Genomic DNA, 18,043 nt, shown 5'->3' on the forward strand with positions numbered 1-18,043 from the left:
CGCTACGCGGCGATCCAGTCGCTCGTCGCGATCACCGGCTGCACGCCGTCGCGGTGGATGGTGCCCTCGATCAGGCCGTACATCCGGTCCGCCGCGAAGTAGACCTCGTTGTCGTTCTTGAGGCCGAAGGGCTCCAAGTCGACGAGGAAATGGTGCTTGTTGGGCAGGTTGAGGCGTACCTCGTTGACCCGCGGGCAGTGGTCGAGCACCCGCTCGGCCATCTGGTTCAGGGTCTGCTGGAGCGAGTACGAGTACGTCTCGGCGAACGCCTCCAGCAGGTTCTTGCGGACCTTCTTGTACGACTGGTCCCAGTCGAACGCGGCGTCGTCGGCGGCCAGAGCCGAGTGGGCCCAGCGTGCGGTGACCTTGGTCGCCAGGATGCGGTCGTACGCCTCCTGCAGCGTCGTGTACTTGTCCTTGATGTAGCCGTGGAACTCGGAGTTCGTCGAGTTCATCACGGTCAGGTCCTTGAGACCCGAGATGACCTGGAGGCCGGTCGTCTCGCTGTACGTGATCTGCGCCGTGCGCACCTCCTGGCCCTTGCGGACGAAGGAGTGCTGCTCCTTGCGCGTCGGGACCGGGATCCGCTCCCAGGCGTACTCCTCGATCCGGATCTGCGCCTCGCGGATCGGCGACTGGGAGGAGACGAAGTGCTTGGCGAGCAGGATGCCGAAGGCTTCGGGCGAGGCGATGCCGTGCTCCTTGCCGAAGGCGTACACCGTGTTCTTGGTGGTGTCGGTCGGCAGGCAGTTGGCGTTGTCGCCGGTCAGGTGGACGTCGCGGAACTCGCCGCGGAGCGCGACGGAGACGTTGAGGTCGCGGATCTCGTGCCACGACCCGTCGGATCCCTTGCGGGTGACCTTGACGATGCGGTTCTCGGCCTTGCCGTACTGGTTCTGCGCGAGGACGTGCTTGCTCATGGCTGTATTCCTTCGGGTACACGGAGTCCGACTGACTGGATCCCGTACGCCCGGCGTCCAGCGGTCGGCCCGCTCCCCGCCGTTCGGTCACGGAGGACCGCCCCGGGACTGACGTGCATCCCGGTCCGTAGGTGCTCTCTCGGATTCCAGCACGTTCACGTGGTGTTCGGAACGGCGCGGAACGTCCAAGACAGGCGCCCACGGATTGGGCGACCGTATGTCCGTGCAGGTCAGGCCATGTGCGCGTCCGCCACGGACAGGGCCTCGTCGAGGATCTGCAGGCCCTTGGCCACATCCTGCGGGCCGATGTTGCAGGGCGGGGCGACGTGGATGCGGTTGCCGGCGATCAGCGGCCACAGCCCGCCCTTCTTGCAGGCCGTCCCGAACTCGGCCATCGGCGCGTTGTCCGCCCCGGCAGCGTTGTACGGGACGAGCGGCTCGCGCGTCTGCCGGTCCCGTACGAGCTCCAGGGCCCAGAAGGTGCCCAGACCGCGGACCTCCCCGACCGACGGGTGCCTCTCGGCGAGGGCACGCAGGCCCGGCCCCAGCAGCTCCGCGCCGGTGCGGGCGGACTGCTCGACGATGCCCTCCTCCTCCATGACGTTGATCGTCGCCACGGCCGCTCCACAGGCCAGCACGTGCCCGGAGTACGTCAGCCCTCCCGGGTAGGGCCGGCGCGCGAAGGTCTCGGCGATGGCGGCCGAGATGGCGACCCCGCCGAGCGGGACGTATCCGCTGGTCACGCCCTTGGCGAAGCAGATCAGATCGGGGGTGACGTCCCAGTGCTCCGAGGCGAACCACTTTCCGGTGCGGCCGAAGCCGACCATGATCTCGTCGAGGATGAAGACGATGCCGAAGCGGTCGCAGAGCGCCCGGACCCCGGCGAGGTAGCCGTCCGGGTGGACGAGCACGCCCGGAGCGCCGCCGACGGTCTCCAGGATGATCGCGGCGATGGACTGCGGGCCCTCGAAGACGATCGTGTCCTCAAGGTGGCGCAGCGCGCGCTCGCACTCCTCGGCCTCGGTGGTCGCGTAGAACGGCGAGCGGTAGGTGAACGGACCCCAGAAGTGCACGACGCCGGCGGTCGCGCTGTCGTTGCCGAAGCGGCGCGCATCGCCGGTCAGGTTGATCGCGGTGGAGGTGGCCCCGTGGTACGAGCGGTACGCGGACAGCACCTTGGGCCGGCCGGTGTGCAGGCGCGCCATCCGTACGGCGTTCTCGACGGCCTCGGCGCCCGCGTTGGTGAAGAAGATCTTGTCGAGGTCGCCGGGCGTGCGTTCTGCGATCAGCCGGGCCGCCTCCGAACGCACGTCGACGGCGAAGCCGGGGGCGACGGTGCAGAGCTTGGCCGCCTGCTCCTGGATGGCCGCGGTCACCTTGGGGTGCTGGTAGCCGATGTTCGTGAAGACGAGGGCGCTGGAGAAGTCGAGGAAGCGGTTGCCCTGGTAGTCCCAGAAGTACGAGCCCTCGGCCCCGGCCACGGCGAGCGGGTCGATGAGCTCCTGCGCCGACCAGGAATGGAAAACGTGCTTCCGGTCGGCGTCTTTCACGGCGGCGAGCGCGTCGGCGGCTTCTGCGTTCATGTCCCGAGCGTAGTTGTCCATGATGTGGACCCCTGGGAGGGTCGGACGCTGTTTCACGTGAAACACCGCTCTGGCGCTGCGCCATCCGGTTAGCGTCTTTGTGTGCATTTGACGATCGCGACGCGAGGACGTGACAGGTGAGCGAGCAGGACACCCTGGCCCGGCGCTTCGAGGAGCACCGCCCCCACCTGCGGGCCGTGGCCTATCGGATGCTGGGTTCGCTCAGCGAGTCCGAGGACGCCGTACAGGAGGCGTGGCTGAAGCTCAGCCGCGCGGACGTCTCTGCGGTGGAGAACCTGGGCGGCTGGCTGACCACCGTCGTCGGTCGGGTGTGCCTGGACATGCTGCGCTCGCGGACCTCGCGGCGCGAGGATCCGCTGTACGACCAGGACGGGCACGTACGGTTGCCCGACCCCGTCGTGACGGGGCTCTCCGGCATCGACCCGGAGCGGGAGGTACTCGTCGCCGACTCCGTGGGCATCGCCCTGCTGGTCGTCCTGGAGACGCTGGCCCCGGCCGAGCGGCTGGCCTTCGTCCTGCACGACCTCTTCGCGGTCCCCTTCGACGAGATCGCCCCGGTGCTCGGCCGTACCGCCGCCTCCACACGGCAGCTCGCCAGCCGCGCCCGGCGCCGGGTCGAGGGCGCCGCGCCCACCCCCGACCTCGATCTGGTGCGCACCCGCCAGGTCGTGGACGCCTTCCTCACCGCCGCCCGCGGCGGCGACCTCGACGCACTCGTCGACCTCCTCGACCCGGATGTCGTGGCCCGCTCCGACGGTGGCACGCTGCGCCCCAGCGCGGTCCGGCGCGGTGCGACCGACGTCGCCTCGAACGCGATCACTTTCGCCCGCTTCGCCGCGGCCGCCGTCCCGGTCCTGGTCAACGGCCTCCCCGGGGCACTTGCGATGGCGGAGGGCAAGCCGGTGTCGCTCATGGCGTTCACCGTGAGGGACGGGAAGATCGTCGCGCTCGACATCCTCACGGACCCCGAGCGCCTCGCGCAGATCGACCTGGGCCCCACCCAGGACGCCTGACAGGCGGGTTGGGGCGCCGCGGATGCCGCGCCCGATGACGGCTTCGTCGACCCACAGGACGCCCGCGGTCAGGACGCTGCCGAGGATCGCTGCGGCGGCCATCAGGCGGGCAGCGGCGGCGTGTTCGGTCTCCGGCTGGATGACCAGGAGGTCCCAGGAACGACGGGCCGGCGGGTGGGGTTCACGGTGACGCGGGTGACGCGGCACCCAGGGTTCCTCAAGGGCGGCGACAGGCGCCGGAAGCTCGACCGCGGAGCACGGCACGCGGACGCGCTACACCTCCTCGGCCGCTGATCCATGGGAACCGGCGCCGACCGGGGCTGCACCGGGGCGGACCGGGGCTGCACCGGGGCCGACCGGGCGGCCTCCACGTATCTCGGGTTGAGGCTTCACGCCATCGGCGTAGCGTGAAATGGAAGTGAAGCCCAGTGACAGGGCGCGCGACGGGGTACAGGCACGAGGAGCAGTTGCTATGGGCAAGCTCTCGATCGAGCAGTTGCGCGAACGCGTCCGCGGGGTGGTCACCACCCCTGACGACGAGGCCTATGACGAGGCACGCAAGGTCTACAACGCCATGATCGACAGGAGGCCGGCCGCCGTCGTGCACTGCGCCAACGCGGGTGACGTCATGGCCGCGGTCGATTTCGCACGGGAGAACGAGCTCGATCTGGCGGTGCGCGGCGGCGGGCACAGCGTGCCCGGCTTCGGCACGTGCGACGGCGGCGTCGTAGCCGACCTCTCCGGAATGCGCGGCGTAAGAGTCGACCCCGCGCGGCGGACGGCGCGTGCCGAAGGCGGCGCGACCTGGGGTGACTTCAACGCGGCGACGTACCCCTTCGGCCTGGCCACGACCGGGGGGATCATCTCGACCACGGGCGTCGGCGGGCTCACCCTCGGTGGCGGCATCGGCTATCTCTGCCGCGGACTCGGGCTGAGCTGCGACAACCTGATCTCCGCCGACGTGGTGACCGCGGACGGGCAGCTGCTCGTCGTGAGCGAGGACGAGCACGACGACCTCTTCTGGGCCCTTCGCGGCGGTGGTGGCAACTTCGGCGCGGTGACCTCGTTCGAGTTCCGGCTCAGCCCCGTCAAGGACATCTACGGCGGGCCGATGCTCTTCGAACTGGAGGACGGCGCGACCGTACTGCGCTCCTACAGCGAGTACATCGCCGATGCGCCGGAGGAACTCGGCGCCTTCCCCGCCTTCCAGCTGGCCCCGCCGCTCCCGTTCATCCCGGAGAACCGGCACGGCGAGCCCTTCGTCCTGATCGTGTCGTGCTGGGCCGGGCCGCTGGAGGAGGGGCAGCGCGCCCTCCAGGCCTTCCACGACTTCGCGCCGGTGGTCGCAGAGCACGTCGGACCCATGCCGTACCCCGCGCTCAACAGCGCCTTCGACGCGCTGGTACCGCCCGGCCTCCAGCATTACTGGAAGGCCAACTTCGTGACCGAGCTCAGTGACGCCGCCATCGCGGCGCACTTGCAGCACGGGCCACGGCTGCCGGCCCTGAACTCGACGGTCCACATCTACCCCATCAACGGTGCCTGCCACCGCGTGGCACCGGAGGCAACGGCCTTCGCCTACCGCGACGCCTCGTTCGCCACCGTCATCGCCGGGATGTGGCCCGACCCCGCGGCCAACGAGGCCAACACCGCTTGGGTGCGCGACTACTACGACGCGATCGCCCCGCACTCGGAGGAAGGCGGGTACGTCAACTTCATGGCGGACGACGACCAGGACCGGATCAGGGCCAACTACAAGACCAACTACGACCGCCTCGTCGAGGTCAAGCAGAAGTACGACGCAGGAAACCTGTTCCACCTGAACCAGAACATCAAGCCCTAGCGTCAGCCCGAGGAGGTCGGGCATCCAGTCCGCGTAGAGGTGGCGTACCGCGGTGAAGGGCGCAGGTGCTGAGCCGGCTGCTCGTCCGTCTTGCCGACGGCGTTGTCAGTGCCCGCCTCTAGGGTGCCGGCATGGCGACATTCCGGTCCGGTTTCACGCTCTGGCGCATGGTCCAGGCAGCACGGGAACTCACGGAACATGCGGGCGTACAGAGGCGCATCGACGCGGTACTGACCATCATGGGGGGCCTCGGCGGGACGTACGGCAAGGGCAGACCGCTGGTGGACGGCTTGGAGGACGTCGCTCAAGAGGCGCTCCTGCACGAGGACCTCGAGTTGGCCCGGCGCTTTCAACGGTTCGCCGCCTACGCCGGAGGGGAGCTCTTCCTCGAAGTCTTGGAGAACTACTACGACGAGGAGGCTCGGCAGCGCAGCGAGGAGTACATGCGGCGGATGGTGGCCATGGCCGCCGAGCGGGCGGTGGCCGCCTTGGACGTCCTGTGCGAAGAGAATCCCGCCGCGACTGCCGCCGATGCCCGTGCCCTGTTCAACGGCATCGCACGGTCCACCGACTACCTGGGGCTCGGGACGGGGGAGGGCGGGATCCAGTTGTCCCCCACGTACCTGAACCGGTTGCAGGAGTACGGGCACATGGAGATGGTCCTCCGGAATTTGCCCCGACCGGCCTCCGGGCCCCAGAGCCGGATCGGGGCACACCTGTACGGTTTCCAGGGCGTCCAGGCATCAGGAGGGGGAGCCTTGGAGTTCGAACACCGGGCAGAGGATTTCGTCAACGCGTCCTGGTCCATGGTGGACCTGAGAGACCTCATCTACGACATGTTGGGTCTGCTGTTCACCGAACTGAGTCAGCACGGCGGCATGGCGGGGGATGACGGAGCTGGGCGTGCGTTCGCCGCCGTGTACAAGCCGGCGGTGGCGACCGTCTTCGCGTCGGCGGGCCATGCACACCAGGTGATGGCAAACGGAGCCAGCACCCTCCTCAAAGCGGCCGAGGACTTCGTTCGGCAGAACAGTGAGATTGCCACGTCGTTCCTCAATCAGAGCCCGGCCGCCCCCAGTATCGGGGCGCAGCCGTCCGGTCCGGACTGCAATCCGCGTGCCAGCCACAAGGCAGAGGATCTTCCCGAGGTCGTAGGGGAGACGAGTTGGACCGACCAGTACCTTCTCGACAAGCGCTTCCACGGGCAGCGCGACAAGCTGCGCAAGACAGCAGCTGTCTGGAACTCGGCCGCGAAGATCCTCGAAGACGCCTACTGGGACTCCGGGACTGCGTGGAAGACCGCGACCACCAACCAGCAGGGCGAGACCGCCACCGCAGTGGAGGACTTCTTCAAGCTGTTCGTGGGCAAGACCCCACCGCCCAGTGAAGTGGGTGGTGAGGAGACGCTGATGGCCAACCTCCCCACAGCCTGCCGCATGATCGCCAATGCCTGCGAGGCGTATGCAGACCACATCGACACTGCCTTGAAGCGCATCCCGGAACAGGAGAACCTCATCACGGGGGACAGCCTGCTCCCCTGGGACCGACCCCGTCTGGGCGGTGACGGTCACGACGGCGGGCTGCACGAGCTCGTCTCCGGTGACATGCGCATCGCGAGCCTGGGCAAGATCCCGCCCGCCATGGACAGCTCCCAGGCCCGCGTCCCCATGCCACAGCCCGATGGAGGCGGTTTCCTGCCGTCGCTGCCGCCCTTCCTGGCACCATTCGCCCGTGTACCTCTGCTGGTCCCGGTGGCCTACCGCCCCGCGAACGGGCCACGAGTGCAGCCGATAGCGCCCCCGGCGCCTCCCAATCCGCGGTTCCCTCCCCTCACGGTGCCGCAGCAGCAGAACTTCCAGACCTGGCTGAACTCGCTGCGTGCGGGGGACGTCTCGGGCGGCAAGCCTGCTGAAGTCGCCTATCAACTGCGGGTGGCCGGCTATCCCGAGTACGAAGTGCCCATCGCCCCCGGTACGGGCAAGGGCACCACGCTGATGGTGGATGGCTTCCGCGACAGCGATGGCATGGCAGTCGAGGCCAAGTACGTCAACAACCCGGGCAAGAAGTGCTACCGGTCGCTCGAAGAGCTCCGTGCCAACCACCAGACAGGGAAGAAGGAGTTCCTCTTCGACCCCGACCGGAACGAGTTGCAGAAGTACGCCGCCGCACTGAAAGATCCCCGCAACACCGAGATGCGCGGTGTGGAAACGGTCACGAACAATCCCGACTCAGTCGCCTACTGGCGCGTGATGATGGCGGCATACGGCGTCAAGGGCTATGCCCGCTACGTTCCCTGACCCACTCTGCCCGCCAAGGAGTACAACCGTGGACGCGTCCCAGCTCGCCGAACTGCGCACCATGTACGTCTTCACCCCCCTAGAGGGCCAGACGTGGGGGCTGACGTACGACAGCCTGAAGGCCAGACTCCTGGAGCGCGATCCGGACGAGTTCATCCGGATGCAGGAGGGTGGGCAGATCCGAGGGTCGGCCATGCACTACGGCATCACCCTCGAAGGAGAAGAGCTGGAAGGGTACGCGCGGGTCCGACCCGAGGGCATCTCGATCCTCGACTCCACGGCCCAAGCGGCTGCGAACTTCGTCGGCTGGCTCCGGGAGCACGTTGTCCCGGAGGGTGTGGCGATGACGTTCAACACGGCATGGGGGCTGGAGGAGGACCTGCCCGACGCCACAGTCCCCGAAGTGACGCGGCCCCGGCTCGTTGCGGCCTTCCTCGCCCACCTCGAAGCCACCGGCCTGGAGTGAGGGGATCGCGCGTGAGGATCTGGCACGGGAAGGGTAGAGAGGTCTAGGCAACACAAAAGCCCCGGGTCGTTGACCTGGGGCTTTGCAGTGGAGCGGATGACGGGAATCGAACCCGCGCTATAAGCTTGGGAAGCTCATGTTCTACCATTAAACTACATCCGCGTAGCGTTCCAGTTGCCTGGAGCGGTATCTTTGGACACTCTACCCCATGATCGACCCCCGGTGAATCGGCCGCGGGGTCGTCGTTGTTTGTGGCGTGCACCGAGGTTCGTGGGGGCGGGAGTTGGGGCGTAACGTACCCCTGCGCGGCGGCGCGGGAGCGGTGCTGGAGTGGCGGCTGGAGCGGGTCGCGATCATCCCCTAATGTGGCGATTCGTCGCAGTACGGCAGGTTGGGGAAAGGGACTCGATGGAGAACACCGTCGTCCGTTGTGCCGAGGGGCACGTTTTCAGCACCGCTTCGTTTCCGCTGCAGCACCTCGGTGCCGGCCGGATCGGGCCCGGGCGGCTGTTGCGGTGCCCGCGGTGTGCGCGGCTGAGGCACGCCGTGCCCGTCGGGGTGACGGCCGTCAAGCGCTAGACGGTCCGAGAGGCGCGCGGGGCCGCTCTCGATTGGGGGTGGTCCGCGCGCACTGCGTATCCTCGGGACGTGCTTCTCTCAGACAAAGACATCCGGGCCGAGATCGACAGCGGACGGGTTCGCATCGACCCGTTCGAGGAATCGATGGTGCAGCCCTCCAGCATCGATGTACGTCTCGACCGCTTTTTCCGGGTGTTCGAGAACCACCGCTACGCCCACATCGACCCCGCCGTCGAGCAGCCCGACCTGACCCGCATGGTCGAGCCGGAGGGCGACGAGGCCTTCATCCTCCACCCGGGCGAGTTCGTCCTCGCCTCGACCTACGAGGTCGTCTCGCTGCCCGACGACATCGCCTCCAGACTGGAGGGGAAGTCCAGCCTGGGCCGCCTGGGGCTGGTGACGCATTCGACCGCCGGGTTCATCGACCCCGGGTTCTCGGGGCACGTCACGCTTGAGCTGTCGAACCTCGCCACCCTCCCGATCAAGCTGTGGCCCGGAATGAAGATCGGGCAGCTGTGCATGTTCCGGCTCAGCTCGCCCGCCGAGTTCCCGTACGGGAGCGAGCGGTACGGATCGCGGTACCAGGGCCAGCGCGGCCCGACGGCTTCGCGTTCCTTCCAGAACTTCCACCGCACCCAGGTGAGGCACGAGGCATGAGCGACGTCGTACGAGAGAACCTGAACTACGAGGGATTCGGGCGGGCGGTGCGGGAGCTCGCGCAGACCATCGCCGATGACGGCTACGAGCCCGACATCATCCTGAGCATCGCCCGGGGCGGCGTCTTCGTCGCCGGCGGTCTGGCGTACGCGCTCGACTGCAAGAACATCCACCTGGTGAACGTCGAGTTCTACACGGGCGTCGGGACCACGCTGGAGATGCCGGTCATGCTGGCGCCCGTGCCCGAGGCGATCGACTTCACCGACAAGAAGGTCCTCATCGCCGATGACGTGGCCGACACAGGCAAGACGCTGAAGCTCGTCCACGACTTCTGCCTGGGCCACGTCGCCGAGGTCCGGTCCGCCGTGATCTACGAGAAGTCGCACTCGCTCGTGAAGTGCGAGTACGTGTGGAAGAAGACCGACGAGTGGATCAACTTCCCGTGGTCGGTCGAGCCGCCCGTGGTGAAGCGAGAGGGTCAGGTCCTCGACGCCTGACATCACACACGTGGAAAAGGGCCCCGGCGCGTCGTGCGCCGGGGCCCTTTCCCGTCGTCGTGGGGCGTGGGCGGGTCGCGGGTACTACAGCGTGCCCAGCTTGATGATCGACAGCAGCGCGACCAGCTGGATCGCGGACGCGCCCAGTGCCTTCGGCCACGGCAGGTCGTGCGACTTGCTGACGAGCGAGGTGAACAGGGCTCCGGCCGCCACCCACGTGGCCCAGCCCAGCACCTGCACGAACAGGTTGTCCCCGCCGAGGAACACGGCGAAGAGCAGGCGCGGGGCGTCCGTGATGGACATGACCAGCATCGACAGGCCCACGGTCGGCTGCCACGCGCCGTCGCCGCCCAGCTGGCGGGCCAGGGTGTGCGTGACGGCGCCGAGGATCAGGCCGCAGATGACGAAGGCCACGCCGGCGCTGAGGACGATCGGGACGGCGTTGGCGAGGGTGGCGTTGATGACGTCCTTGCGGGCGTCGTCGAGGCCGAAGACCGCGAGCAGGCCGTACAGGAAGGTCACGATCAGAGCCGGGCCCCAGACGGCGTAGTCGCGCATCTGCAGGAACGTCGGCCCCGGCCGCATCACGATGCCGCGCAGGAGTTCCTTCCACGGCAGCCGCGGGCCCGTCGGAGCGGCGGCCGCGGCGCCCGCGTGGTACGTCGCGCCCTGGCTGTACGGGTCCTCGCCGTACGCGAAGACCTGGGTGTGCCCCGGGTTGTCGTTCGCGTACGAGCCGCCGCCGGGGCCGCCGGGCCCGCCGTGTCCGTACGGGGGCTGCTGCTGGCCGTACGACTGGCCGTGCTGCTGGCCGTACGGCTGCTGCTCGTGAGGGTCGAAGTACTCGGGCTCGCCGTGGCCTCCGGCGGCGGGCTGCTGAGGCCACTGCTGCTGGGGAGGGTAGGGCTGCTGGCCGTACGGCGCCTGCGGCGGTTGCTGCTGCTGACCGTACGGCTGCTGCCGCGGGGGTTGTTGGGGAGCGCGGTTGTTGTCCCGGCCGCGTCCGATCCTGAATCCAGCCACGTGATCGAACGTACCTGGTCCCGGGGGGCGTGGTGGGCGGGCTGCCGGAATAGGGGCCCTTTGCGGCTGAGCTGTGACATCCCCTAGGGGATCCCGAATGTGCTGGTCTGGGATGGTTTTGGTGAGTTATTTGGTCAGTGGGGCGTCTGCGGGGGTTAGTTATATCTCCGCCGGAATGCGTAGATATCGGTTCCGTAGCTTCGTATGTGTCGCCGCCGCCGCCGTCGCGGCGACGCCGCCGATGAGGCATGAGCCACGAGTACGAGAAGAGCCCCCACATGCGCAGCACCGTACGTCGGCAAGCGCGTCGAGGTCTCCGTGCCGAACGGGAACCTGCTCGGGACGATCGACCTGACGACGGGAAGCGCGTGAAGTTCCGTCGTCATCGAGGGGAAGGGCGGCGGGAGCAGCTGGGCGTACGGGTTCGACGGGAAGCTGATCGAGAAGTACGTCGCCGAGCGGTCGAAGGCGGCTGCGAAGCCGGCGGGGGACCGGGTGATTCCCAAGGGCGGAGTGAAGGCCGGGGCGGAGAGTGTCGGTACCGGGGCCGGGGCCGGGCCCGGGGCTTCGACGGGGGACGCGCCGATGCTGGTCGCCGCGGGCGGGGGGATGGCCGCGGTGGGGGCGGCGGGCTGGGCTTCGCTCTGCTGAAGCGGGGCGGGCCGACCAGTCCTGACGGGGTGGGACGGCGTGGGCGGCGTGGGGCCTTTCCCTCACCCCGCCCCTTCCCGAAACCGGGGGCTGCGCCCCCGCCCCCGAAACGCCGGTACGGCCGGTCCCCTGGGCAGGGGACCGGCCGTACCGGCGTCTTCGCTGCGGGCGGCGGGCGGCCTGCTCAGGCCGCCGCCCCGCCGGGCCTAGGCCTTGGCCTCCGGCTTCGCCTCGGCCTCAGTCTCGGCCGACTCAGGCTTGGCCTCGGCCCCAGCCGTGGCCTCCGCCTTCGGCTCGGCCGCCTTCGGCTCCGCCTCGGACGCGCTGGCGGCTTCGGCTTCCGGCTTCGCCGGGGCCTCGGCCGTCGCCTCGGCGTCCGCCTCGGTCTTGGCCTCGTTCTCGGCGTCCGCGTCAGCCTCGGCGCCGGCCTCGGGCGCAGCCGCAGCCTCGGCTTCCGCCGCAGCCGCAGCCGCAGCCGTAGCCGCAGCCTCTGCCTGCACGTCTGCGTCCGGCTCGGCCGCGGTTTCCGCCTCCGGCTTCGCCTCGGCCTCAGCCTCAGCCTCAGCCTTGGCCTTCGCCTCGGATTCAGCCTCCGCCTCGGCCTCCGGGTCGGCTTCGGCCTTCGCGTCCGCTTCCGCCTTGGCCTTCGCGTCCGCTTCGGCCTTCGCCTTGGCCGCGGCGTCCGCCTCGGCCTTCGCCTTCGCCTTCGCGTCCGCCTCGGCCTTCGCCGCTGCCGCCTCCGCTTCGGCTGCCGCCGCCGCTTCTTCCGCCGCCAGGGCTTCCGCCGCCAGTTCGGCTTCCGTCGGGGCCGGGGCCTTGACCGACTCCAGGAGCAGCTGGGCCACGTCCACGACCTGGACGGACTCCTTCGCCTGGCCGTCGTTCTTCTTGCCGTTCACCGAGTCCGTCAGCATGACCAGGCAGAACGGGCAGGCCGTCGAGACGATGTCCGGGTTCAGGGACAGGGCCTCGTCCACGCGCTCGTTGTTGATCCGCTTGCCGATGCGCTCTTCCATCCACATCCGCGCGCCGCCGGCGCCGCAGCAGAAGCCCCGCTCCTTGTGGCGGTGCATCTCCTGCTGGCGCAGCCCCGGCACGGCCGACATGATCTCGCGCGGCGGCGTGTAGACCTTGTTGTGCCGGCCCAGGTAGCACGGGTCGTGGTACGTGATCAGGCCGTCCACCGGGGTGACCGGCAGCAGCCGGCCCTCGTCGATCAGGTGCTGCAGCAGCTGCGTGTGGTGGATGACCTCGTACTCGCCGCCGATCTGCGGGTACTCGTTCGCGATCGTGTTGAAGCAGTGCGGGCAGGTGGAGACGATGCGCTTCGCCGACTTCGGCTTGCGCGTCGACTCGTCCTCGTCGTCCTCGCCGAACGCCATGTTCAGCATGGCCACGTTCTCCTGGGCCAGCTGCTGGAACAGCGGCTCGTTGCCCAGGCGGCGCGGGGAGTCACCGGTGCACTTCTCGTCGCCGCCCATGATCGCGAACTTGACGCCCGCGATGTTCAGGAGCTCGGCGAAGGCCTTCGTGGTCTTCTTCGCCCGGTCCTCCAAGGCGCCCGCGCAGCCGACCCAGTACAGGTAGTCGTACTCCGACAGGTCCTCGGCGTCCTTGCCGACGATCGGGACCTCGAAGTCGACCTCCTTGGTCCACTCCACGCGCTGCTTCTTGGCGAGGCCCCAGGGGTTGCCCTTCTTCTCCAGGTTCTTGAGCATCGTGCCCGCCTCCGACGGGAACGCGGACTCGATCATCACCTGGTAGCGGCGCATGTCGACGATGTGGTCGATGTGCTCGATGTCGACCGGGCACTGCTCGACACACGCACCGCAGGTCGTGCAGGACCAGAGGACGTCCGGGTCGATGACCCCGTTCTCCTCCGCCGTGCCGATCAGCGGGCGCTCCGCCTCCGCCAGCGCCGCCGCGGGAACGTCCGCCAGCTGCTCCGGCGTCGCCTTCTCCTCGCCCTCCATGGTCTTGCCGCCACCCGCGAGCAGGTACGGCGCCTTGGCGTGGGCGTGGTCGCGCAGCGACATGATCAGGAGCTTCGGGGACAGGGGCTTGCCCGTGTTCCACGCGGGGCACTGCGACTGGCAGCGGCCGCACTCGGTGCAGGTGGAGAAGTCGAGGATGCCCTTCCAGGAGAACTGCTCGACCTGGGAGACGCCGAAGACGTCGTCCTCGCCCGGCTCCTCGAAGTCGATCTCCTTGCCGCCGCTGGTCATCGGCTGCAGCGCGCCCAGCGCCGTCGAACCGTCCGCGTTCCGCTTGAACCAGATGTTCGGGAAGCCGAGGAAGCGGTGCCAGGCGACACCCATGTTGGTGTTGAGCGAGACCGTGATCATCCAGGTGAACGACGTGACGATCTTGAGCGCGGCGAAGAAGTACGTCAGGTACTGGACCGTGCTGAGGTCCAGCCCGTCGAACGCGGCGATCAGCGGGTACGAGGCGAAGAAGCCCGGCTCCCAGCCGTCGACCCCGTGCTGGACGCCCTCCAGCGCGCGCAGCGTCATGATGCAGACGCCGACGATCAGGATGACGGCCTCGACGAAGTACGCCTGGCCCGTCTTGGAGCCCGCGAAGCGGGACTTGCGGCCCGCCGCGCCCGGCCGGCTCAGCTGCCGGATCACGATCAGGGTCACGATGCCGAGGACGGTCATCAGGCCGAGGAACTCGGTGAAGATCTCGTACGGCAGCCAGTCGCCGATGATCGGGATCAGCCAGTCGGCCTGGAAGAGCTGGCCGAAGGCGTTGACGATCGTCAGCAGCAGCGAGAAGAAGCCCACCGCCACGAACCAGTGCGCGACGCCGACGATGCCCCAGCGGTTCATGCGGGTGTGGCCGAGGAACTCCTTGACCAGGGTGATGGTGCGCTGCGTGGGATCGCCGGTGCGGGTGCCCGCGGGCACTGGCTGGCCGAGGCGCACGAAGCGGTAGATCTGCGCGATGGCGCGGCCGAACAGCGCGACGGCCACCACCGTGATGACCAGCGACACGATGATCGCGGCGAGTTGCATGGAAGGGCTCCTCGGGCGGCACTTACTAAGCGGTAACTTATGAAGTCAAGGCTTGAGGTTACCCATTCCCCGCGCCGCAATGTAGGTGGGCGAGCGGTGATCTGTGTCGCTCAGGCATGCCTGTGTCGGAAGGCCGCCCGAGGGGTCTGAGCCAGGATCGCGAGATCCATCCCCAACCAATGGCTCTCCACATAGTGCCGGTCCAGCAGTGCCATCTCCTCCCAGGGTAGGTCGGATCGCGCGCTGACCTGCCACAATCCGGTCATACCGGGCCGTACGAGGAGCCGGTCGGCCCGGTCCGTACGCGGTTCCGGGCGCGGCCCGACCAGTGACATCTCGCCGCGCAGCACGTTCAGCAGCTGGGGCATCCCGTCCAGGGCGCACCGCTCCAGCGCCTTCCCCAGCCGGCCCGCCCCGTCCGTGCGCAGCCGCCAGGTCAGGAACGGCCTTCCGGCCAGCCCGGCCGCCGGCTCCCGTACGAAGACCCGCCCGCCCTGGGCTGCGTACAGCACGGCGGCGGTGACCAGCAGCGGCAGCGCGAACAGCCCGGCCAGCGCGGCCGCCCCGAGGAGGTCGGCCACCCGCTTCGCCGACGGGCCCGGCGGGCGCCGCAGGGCGGGCCGGCCCGTGTGCGGGCTCGCCGGGCGCCGTCGTACGAGGTGCCGGATCGGGGGGAGCGTGAGCGGCGGCAGCGGCATGGGGGCACCCTGCATGCGCCTCCGGCGGTTTCGGCGGTGGCGCGCAGCGGGCCACCCCAGCATCGCCCGCTCGGCCCCCGGGGAGCCGTGGCCGGGCAGGGCTCCCCGGGGCCGCCGTGAGCGTAAGAACCGGATAAAAGTTGAGCCGACTCCACTCACCTCTGTTGACGGCGGCCGGGAGATGCGGCATGGTTGAGTCTGTTCCACTCAAGTCAGCTGGAGGAAATCAAAATGGCACGTGCGGTCGGCATCGACCTGGGCACCACTAACTCCGTCGTCAGCGTTCTCGAAGGCGGCGAGCCCACCGTCATCACCAACGCCGAGGGCGCCAGGACCACGCCGTCCGTCGTCGCCTTCGCCAAGAACGGCGAGGTCCTCGTCGGCGAGGTCGCCAAGCGTCAGGCGGTCACGAACGTGGACCGCACCATCCGCTCCGTCAAGCGCCACATGGGCACTGACTGGAAGATCAACCTGGATGGCAAGGACTTCAACCCGCAGCAGATGAGCGCCTTCATCCTGCAGAAGCTGAAGCGCGACGCCGAGGCCTACCTGGGCGAGAAGGTCACGGACGCGGTCATCACCGTCCCGGCCTACTTCAACGACTCCGAGCGCCAGGCGACCAAGGAGGCCGGTGAGATCGCGGGCCTGAACGTCCTGCGCATCGTCAACGAGCCGACCGCCGCCGCCCTCGCCTACGGCCTGGACAAGGACGACCAGACCATTCTCGTCTTCGACCTCGGTGGCGGCACCTTCGACGTGTCGCTCCTGGAGATCGGCGACGGCGTCGTCGAGGTCAAGGCCACCAACGGTGACAACCACCTCGGTGGTGACGACTGGGACCAGCGCGTCGTCGACTACCTGGTGAAGCAGTTCGCCAACGGCCACGGCGTGGACCTCTCCAAGGACAAGATGGCGCTCCAGCGCCTGCGCGAGGCCGCCGAGAAGGCGAAGATCGAGCTGTCCTCCTCCACGGAGACCACGATCAACCTGCCCTACATCACGGCTTCCGCCGAGGGCCCGCTGCACCTGGACGAGAAGCTCACGCGCGCCCAGTTCCAGCAGCTGACCGCGGACCTCCTGGACCGCTGCAAGACCCCGTTCCACAACGTCATCAAGGACGCCGGCATCCAGCTGTCCGAGATCGACCACGTGGTCCTGGTCGGCGGCTCCACCCGCATGCCGGCCGTCGCCGAGCTCGTCAAGGAGCTCACCGGCGGTCAGGACGCCAACAAGGGCGTCAACCCGGACGAGGTCGTCGCCATCGGCGCCACCCTCCAGGCCGGTGTGCTCAAGGGTGAGGTCAAGGACGTCCTGCTCCTCGACGTGACCCCGCTGTCCCTCGGCATCGAGACCAAGGGCGGCATCATGACCAAGCTCATCGAGCGCAACACCACGATCCCGACCAAGCGGTCCGAGATCTTCACGACGGCCGAGGACAACCAGCCGTCCGTGCAGATCCAGGTCTACCAGGGCGAGCGCGAGATCGCGGCGTACAACAAGAAGCTCGGCATGTTCGAGCTGACCGGCCTGCCCCCGGCCCCGCGTGGCGTCCCGCAGATCGAGGTCTCCTTCGACATCGACGCGAACGGCATCATGCACGTCACGGCCAAGGACCTCGGCACGGGCAAGGAGCAGAAGATGACCGTCACCGGCGGCTCCTCGCTCGGCAAGGACGAGGTCGACCGCATGCGCCAGGAGGCGGAGCAGTACGCGGACGAGGACCTGCGCCGCAAGGAGGCGGCCGAGTCCCGCAACCAGGGCGAGCAGCTCGTCTACCAGACGGAGAAGTTCCTCAAGGACAACGAGGACAAGGTCCCGGCCGAGGTCAAGACCGAGGTCGAGGCGGCCGTCGCCGAGCTGAAGGAGAAGCTCAAGGGCGAGGACACCGCCGAGATCCGCACCGCGACCGAGAAGCTCGCCGCGGTCAGCCAGAAGCTCGGCCAGGCCATCTACGCCGACGCGCAGGCCGCCCAGGGCGCAGCCGGTGCCGCGGGTGACGCGGGCCAGGCCAAGCCGGAAGACGACGTCGTCGACGCCGAGATCGTGGACGAGGACAAGCCGAAGGGCGGCGCTGCCTGATGTCGGAGGAGACCCCGGGTTTTGAGGAGAAGCCCGAAGTCCCCGCCGACGGCACGCCTGACGACGCCGCCGAGTCGAAGGCCGCAGCTTCCTCCAAGGAGGAGGCCGCGGCCCCGGCCGGGGACTCAGCAGCAGCACAGTCCGCCCAGTCCGCCCAGGACAGCGGTACGGCTCTGCTGGCGCAGCTGGACCAGGCCCGCACCGCGCTCGGCGAGCGCACCGCGGACCTCCAGCGGCTCCAGGCGGAGTACCAGAACTACCGCCGCCGGGTCGAGCGGGACCGGATCGCCGTCAAGGAGATCGCGGTCGCGTCCCTCCTGACGGAGCTGCTCCCGACCCTGGACGACATCGGCCGGGCGCGGGACCATGGCGAGCTGGTCGGCGGCTTCAAGTCGGTGGCCGAATCGCTGGAGACCGCCGCGGCCAAGATGGGGCTGCAGCAGTTCGGCAAGGAGGGCGAGCCCTTCGACCCGACGATCCACGAGGCCCTGATGCACTCGTACGCGCCGGACGTCACCGAGACGACCTGCGTGGCGATCCTGCAGCCGGGGTACCGGATCGGCGAGCGCACGATCCGCCCCGCGCGGGTCGCGGTGGCCGAGCCCCAGCCGGGCGCGGCCCCCAAGTCCGAGTCGGCCGAGGCCGATGCGTCTTCGGACAAGGACACGGATGCCCCCGACAAGGGCTGATGTTGAACCA

General features: G+C 68.8%; 12 protein-coding genes, 1 tRNA gene and 1 pseudogene. 8 read left to right on the plus strand and 6 right to left on the minus strand.

Going from position 1 to position 18,043, the window contains the following annotated elements:
- Positions 1-2: 2 nt before the first annotated feature.
- Both pucL and ACIBAD_RS17185 read right to left on the minus strand, forming a co-directional pair.
- Positions 3-920, minus strand: a complete 918-nt coding sequence (gene pucL, locus ACIBAD_RS17180; protein ID WP_398907489.1) for a factor-independent urate hydroxylase — start codon at positions 918-920, stop codon at positions 3-5.
- Positions 921-1,150: 230 nt separating this feature from the next.
- On the minus strand, positions 1,151-2,503 hold the full coding sequence (locus ACIBAD_RS17185) for an aspartate aminotransferase family protein (protein WP_398907491.1): 1,353 nt from the start codon (positions 2,501-2,503) through the stop codon (positions 1,151-1,153).
- A gap of 137 nt (positions 2,504-2,640) precedes the next feature.
- Between ACIBAD_RS17185 and ACIBAD_RS17190 the strand changes: the two genes are divergently transcribed.
- The 4 genes from ACIBAD_RS17190 (at position 2,641) to ACIBAD_RS17205 (ending at position 8,143) form a co-directional block, all read left to right on the plus strand.
- On the plus strand, positions 2,641-3,537 hold the full coding sequence (locus tag ACIBAD_RS17190) for a sigma-70 family RNA polymerase sigma factor (protein WP_398907493.1): 897 nt from the start codon (positions 2,641-2,643) through the stop codon (positions 3,535-3,537).
- 472 nt (positions 3,538-4,009) lie between these two features.
- A complete protein-coding gene (locus ACIBAD_RS17195) occupies positions 4,010-5,380 on the plus strand; it encodes an FAD-binding oxidoreductase (RefSeq protein WP_398907495.1) in 1,371 nt (456 codons plus the stop codon).
- Between the two features lie 131 nt (positions 5,381-5,511).
- Positions 5,512-7,677 (plus strand): restriction endonuclease fold toxin-2 domain-containing protein, encoded by a 2,166-nt coding sequence (locus ACIBAD_RS17200; protein ID WP_398907497.1) that lies wholly within the window; start codon positions 5,512-5,514, stop codon positions 7,675-7,677.
- 28 nt (positions 7,678-7,705) lie between these two features.
- On the plus strand, positions 7,706-8,143 hold the full coding sequence (locus ACIBAD_RS17205; protein WP_398907499.1) for a hypothetical protein: 438 nt from the start codon (positions 7,706-7,708) through the stop codon (positions 8,141-8,143).
- 88 nt (positions 8,144-8,231) lie between these two features.
- Here ACIBAD_RS17205 and ACIBAD_RS17210 read toward each other — a convergent pair.
- A tRNA-Gly gene (locus ACIBAD_RS17210) sits at positions 8,232-8,305 on the minus strand.
- Positions 8,306-8,791: 486 nt separating this feature from the next.
- Here ACIBAD_RS17210 and dcd point away from each other — a divergent pair.
- Positions 8,792-9,379 carry a dCTP deaminase gene (gene dcd / locus ACIBAD_RS17215; RefSeq protein WP_030152916.1) on the plus strand — a complete coding sequence of 196 codons (588 nt, stop codon included), beginning with the start codon at positions 8,792-8,794 and terminating at the stop codon, positions 9,377-9,379.
- Positions 9,376-9,876, plus strand: coding sequence for a phosphoribosyltransferase (locus ACIBAD_RS17220; protein ID WP_030152914.1), 501 nt, complete (start codon positions 9,376-9,378; stop codon positions 9,874-9,876). Before dcd ends, ACIBAD_RS17220 begins: the two co-directional genes overlap by 4 nt.
- A gap of 84 nt (positions 9,877-9,960) precedes the next feature.
- Here the strand turns inward: ACIBAD_RS17220 and ACIBAD_RS17225 are convergent, their stop codons facing one another.
- From ACIBAD_RS17225 to ACIBAD_RS17235, 3 genes and pseudogenes are all read right to left on the minus strand, one after another.
- A complete protein-coding gene (locus ACIBAD_RS17225) occupies positions 9,961-10,899 on the minus strand; it encodes a Yip1 family protein (protein ID WP_134072671.1) in 939 nt (312 codons plus the stop codon).
- Positions 10,900-12,311: 1,412 nt separating this feature from the next.
- Positions 12,312-14,567: pseudogene (locus ACIBAD_RS17230) on the minus strand ((Fe-S)-binding protein); the annotation flags it as partial.
- Between the two features lie 110 nt (positions 14,568-14,677).
- Positions 14,678-15,265, minus strand: coding sequence for a sugar transferase (locus tag ACIBAD_RS17235; protein ID WP_398907502.1), 588 nt, complete (start codon positions 15,263-15,265; stop codon positions 14,678-14,680).
- 231 nt (positions 15,266-15,496) lie between these two features.
- Here ACIBAD_RS17235 and dnaK point away from each other — a divergent pair, with 231 nt between their 5' ends.
- On the plus strand, positions 15,497-17,344 hold the full coding sequence (gene dnaK, locus ACIBAD_RS17240) for a molecular chaperone DnaK (RefSeq protein ID WP_134072662.1): 1,848 nt from the start codon (positions 15,497-15,499) through the stop codon (positions 17,342-17,344).
- The gene (gene grpE / locus ACIBAD_RS17245; RefSeq protein WP_398907505.1) at positions 17,344-18,033 is read left to right on the plus strand and encodes a nucleotide exchange factor GrpE; all 690 of its coding nucleotides are present in this window, start codon (positions 17,344-17,346) and stop codon (positions 18,031-18,033) included. Before dnaK ends, grpE begins: the two co-directional genes overlap by 1 nt.
- Positions 18,034-18,043: the final 10 nt, after the last annotated feature.

The sequence above is a fragment of the Streptomyces sp. NPDC051109 genome, assembly GCF_044455885.1.
GTDB lineage: Bacteria > Actinomycetota > Actinomycetes > Streptomycetales > Streptomycetaceae > Streptomyces.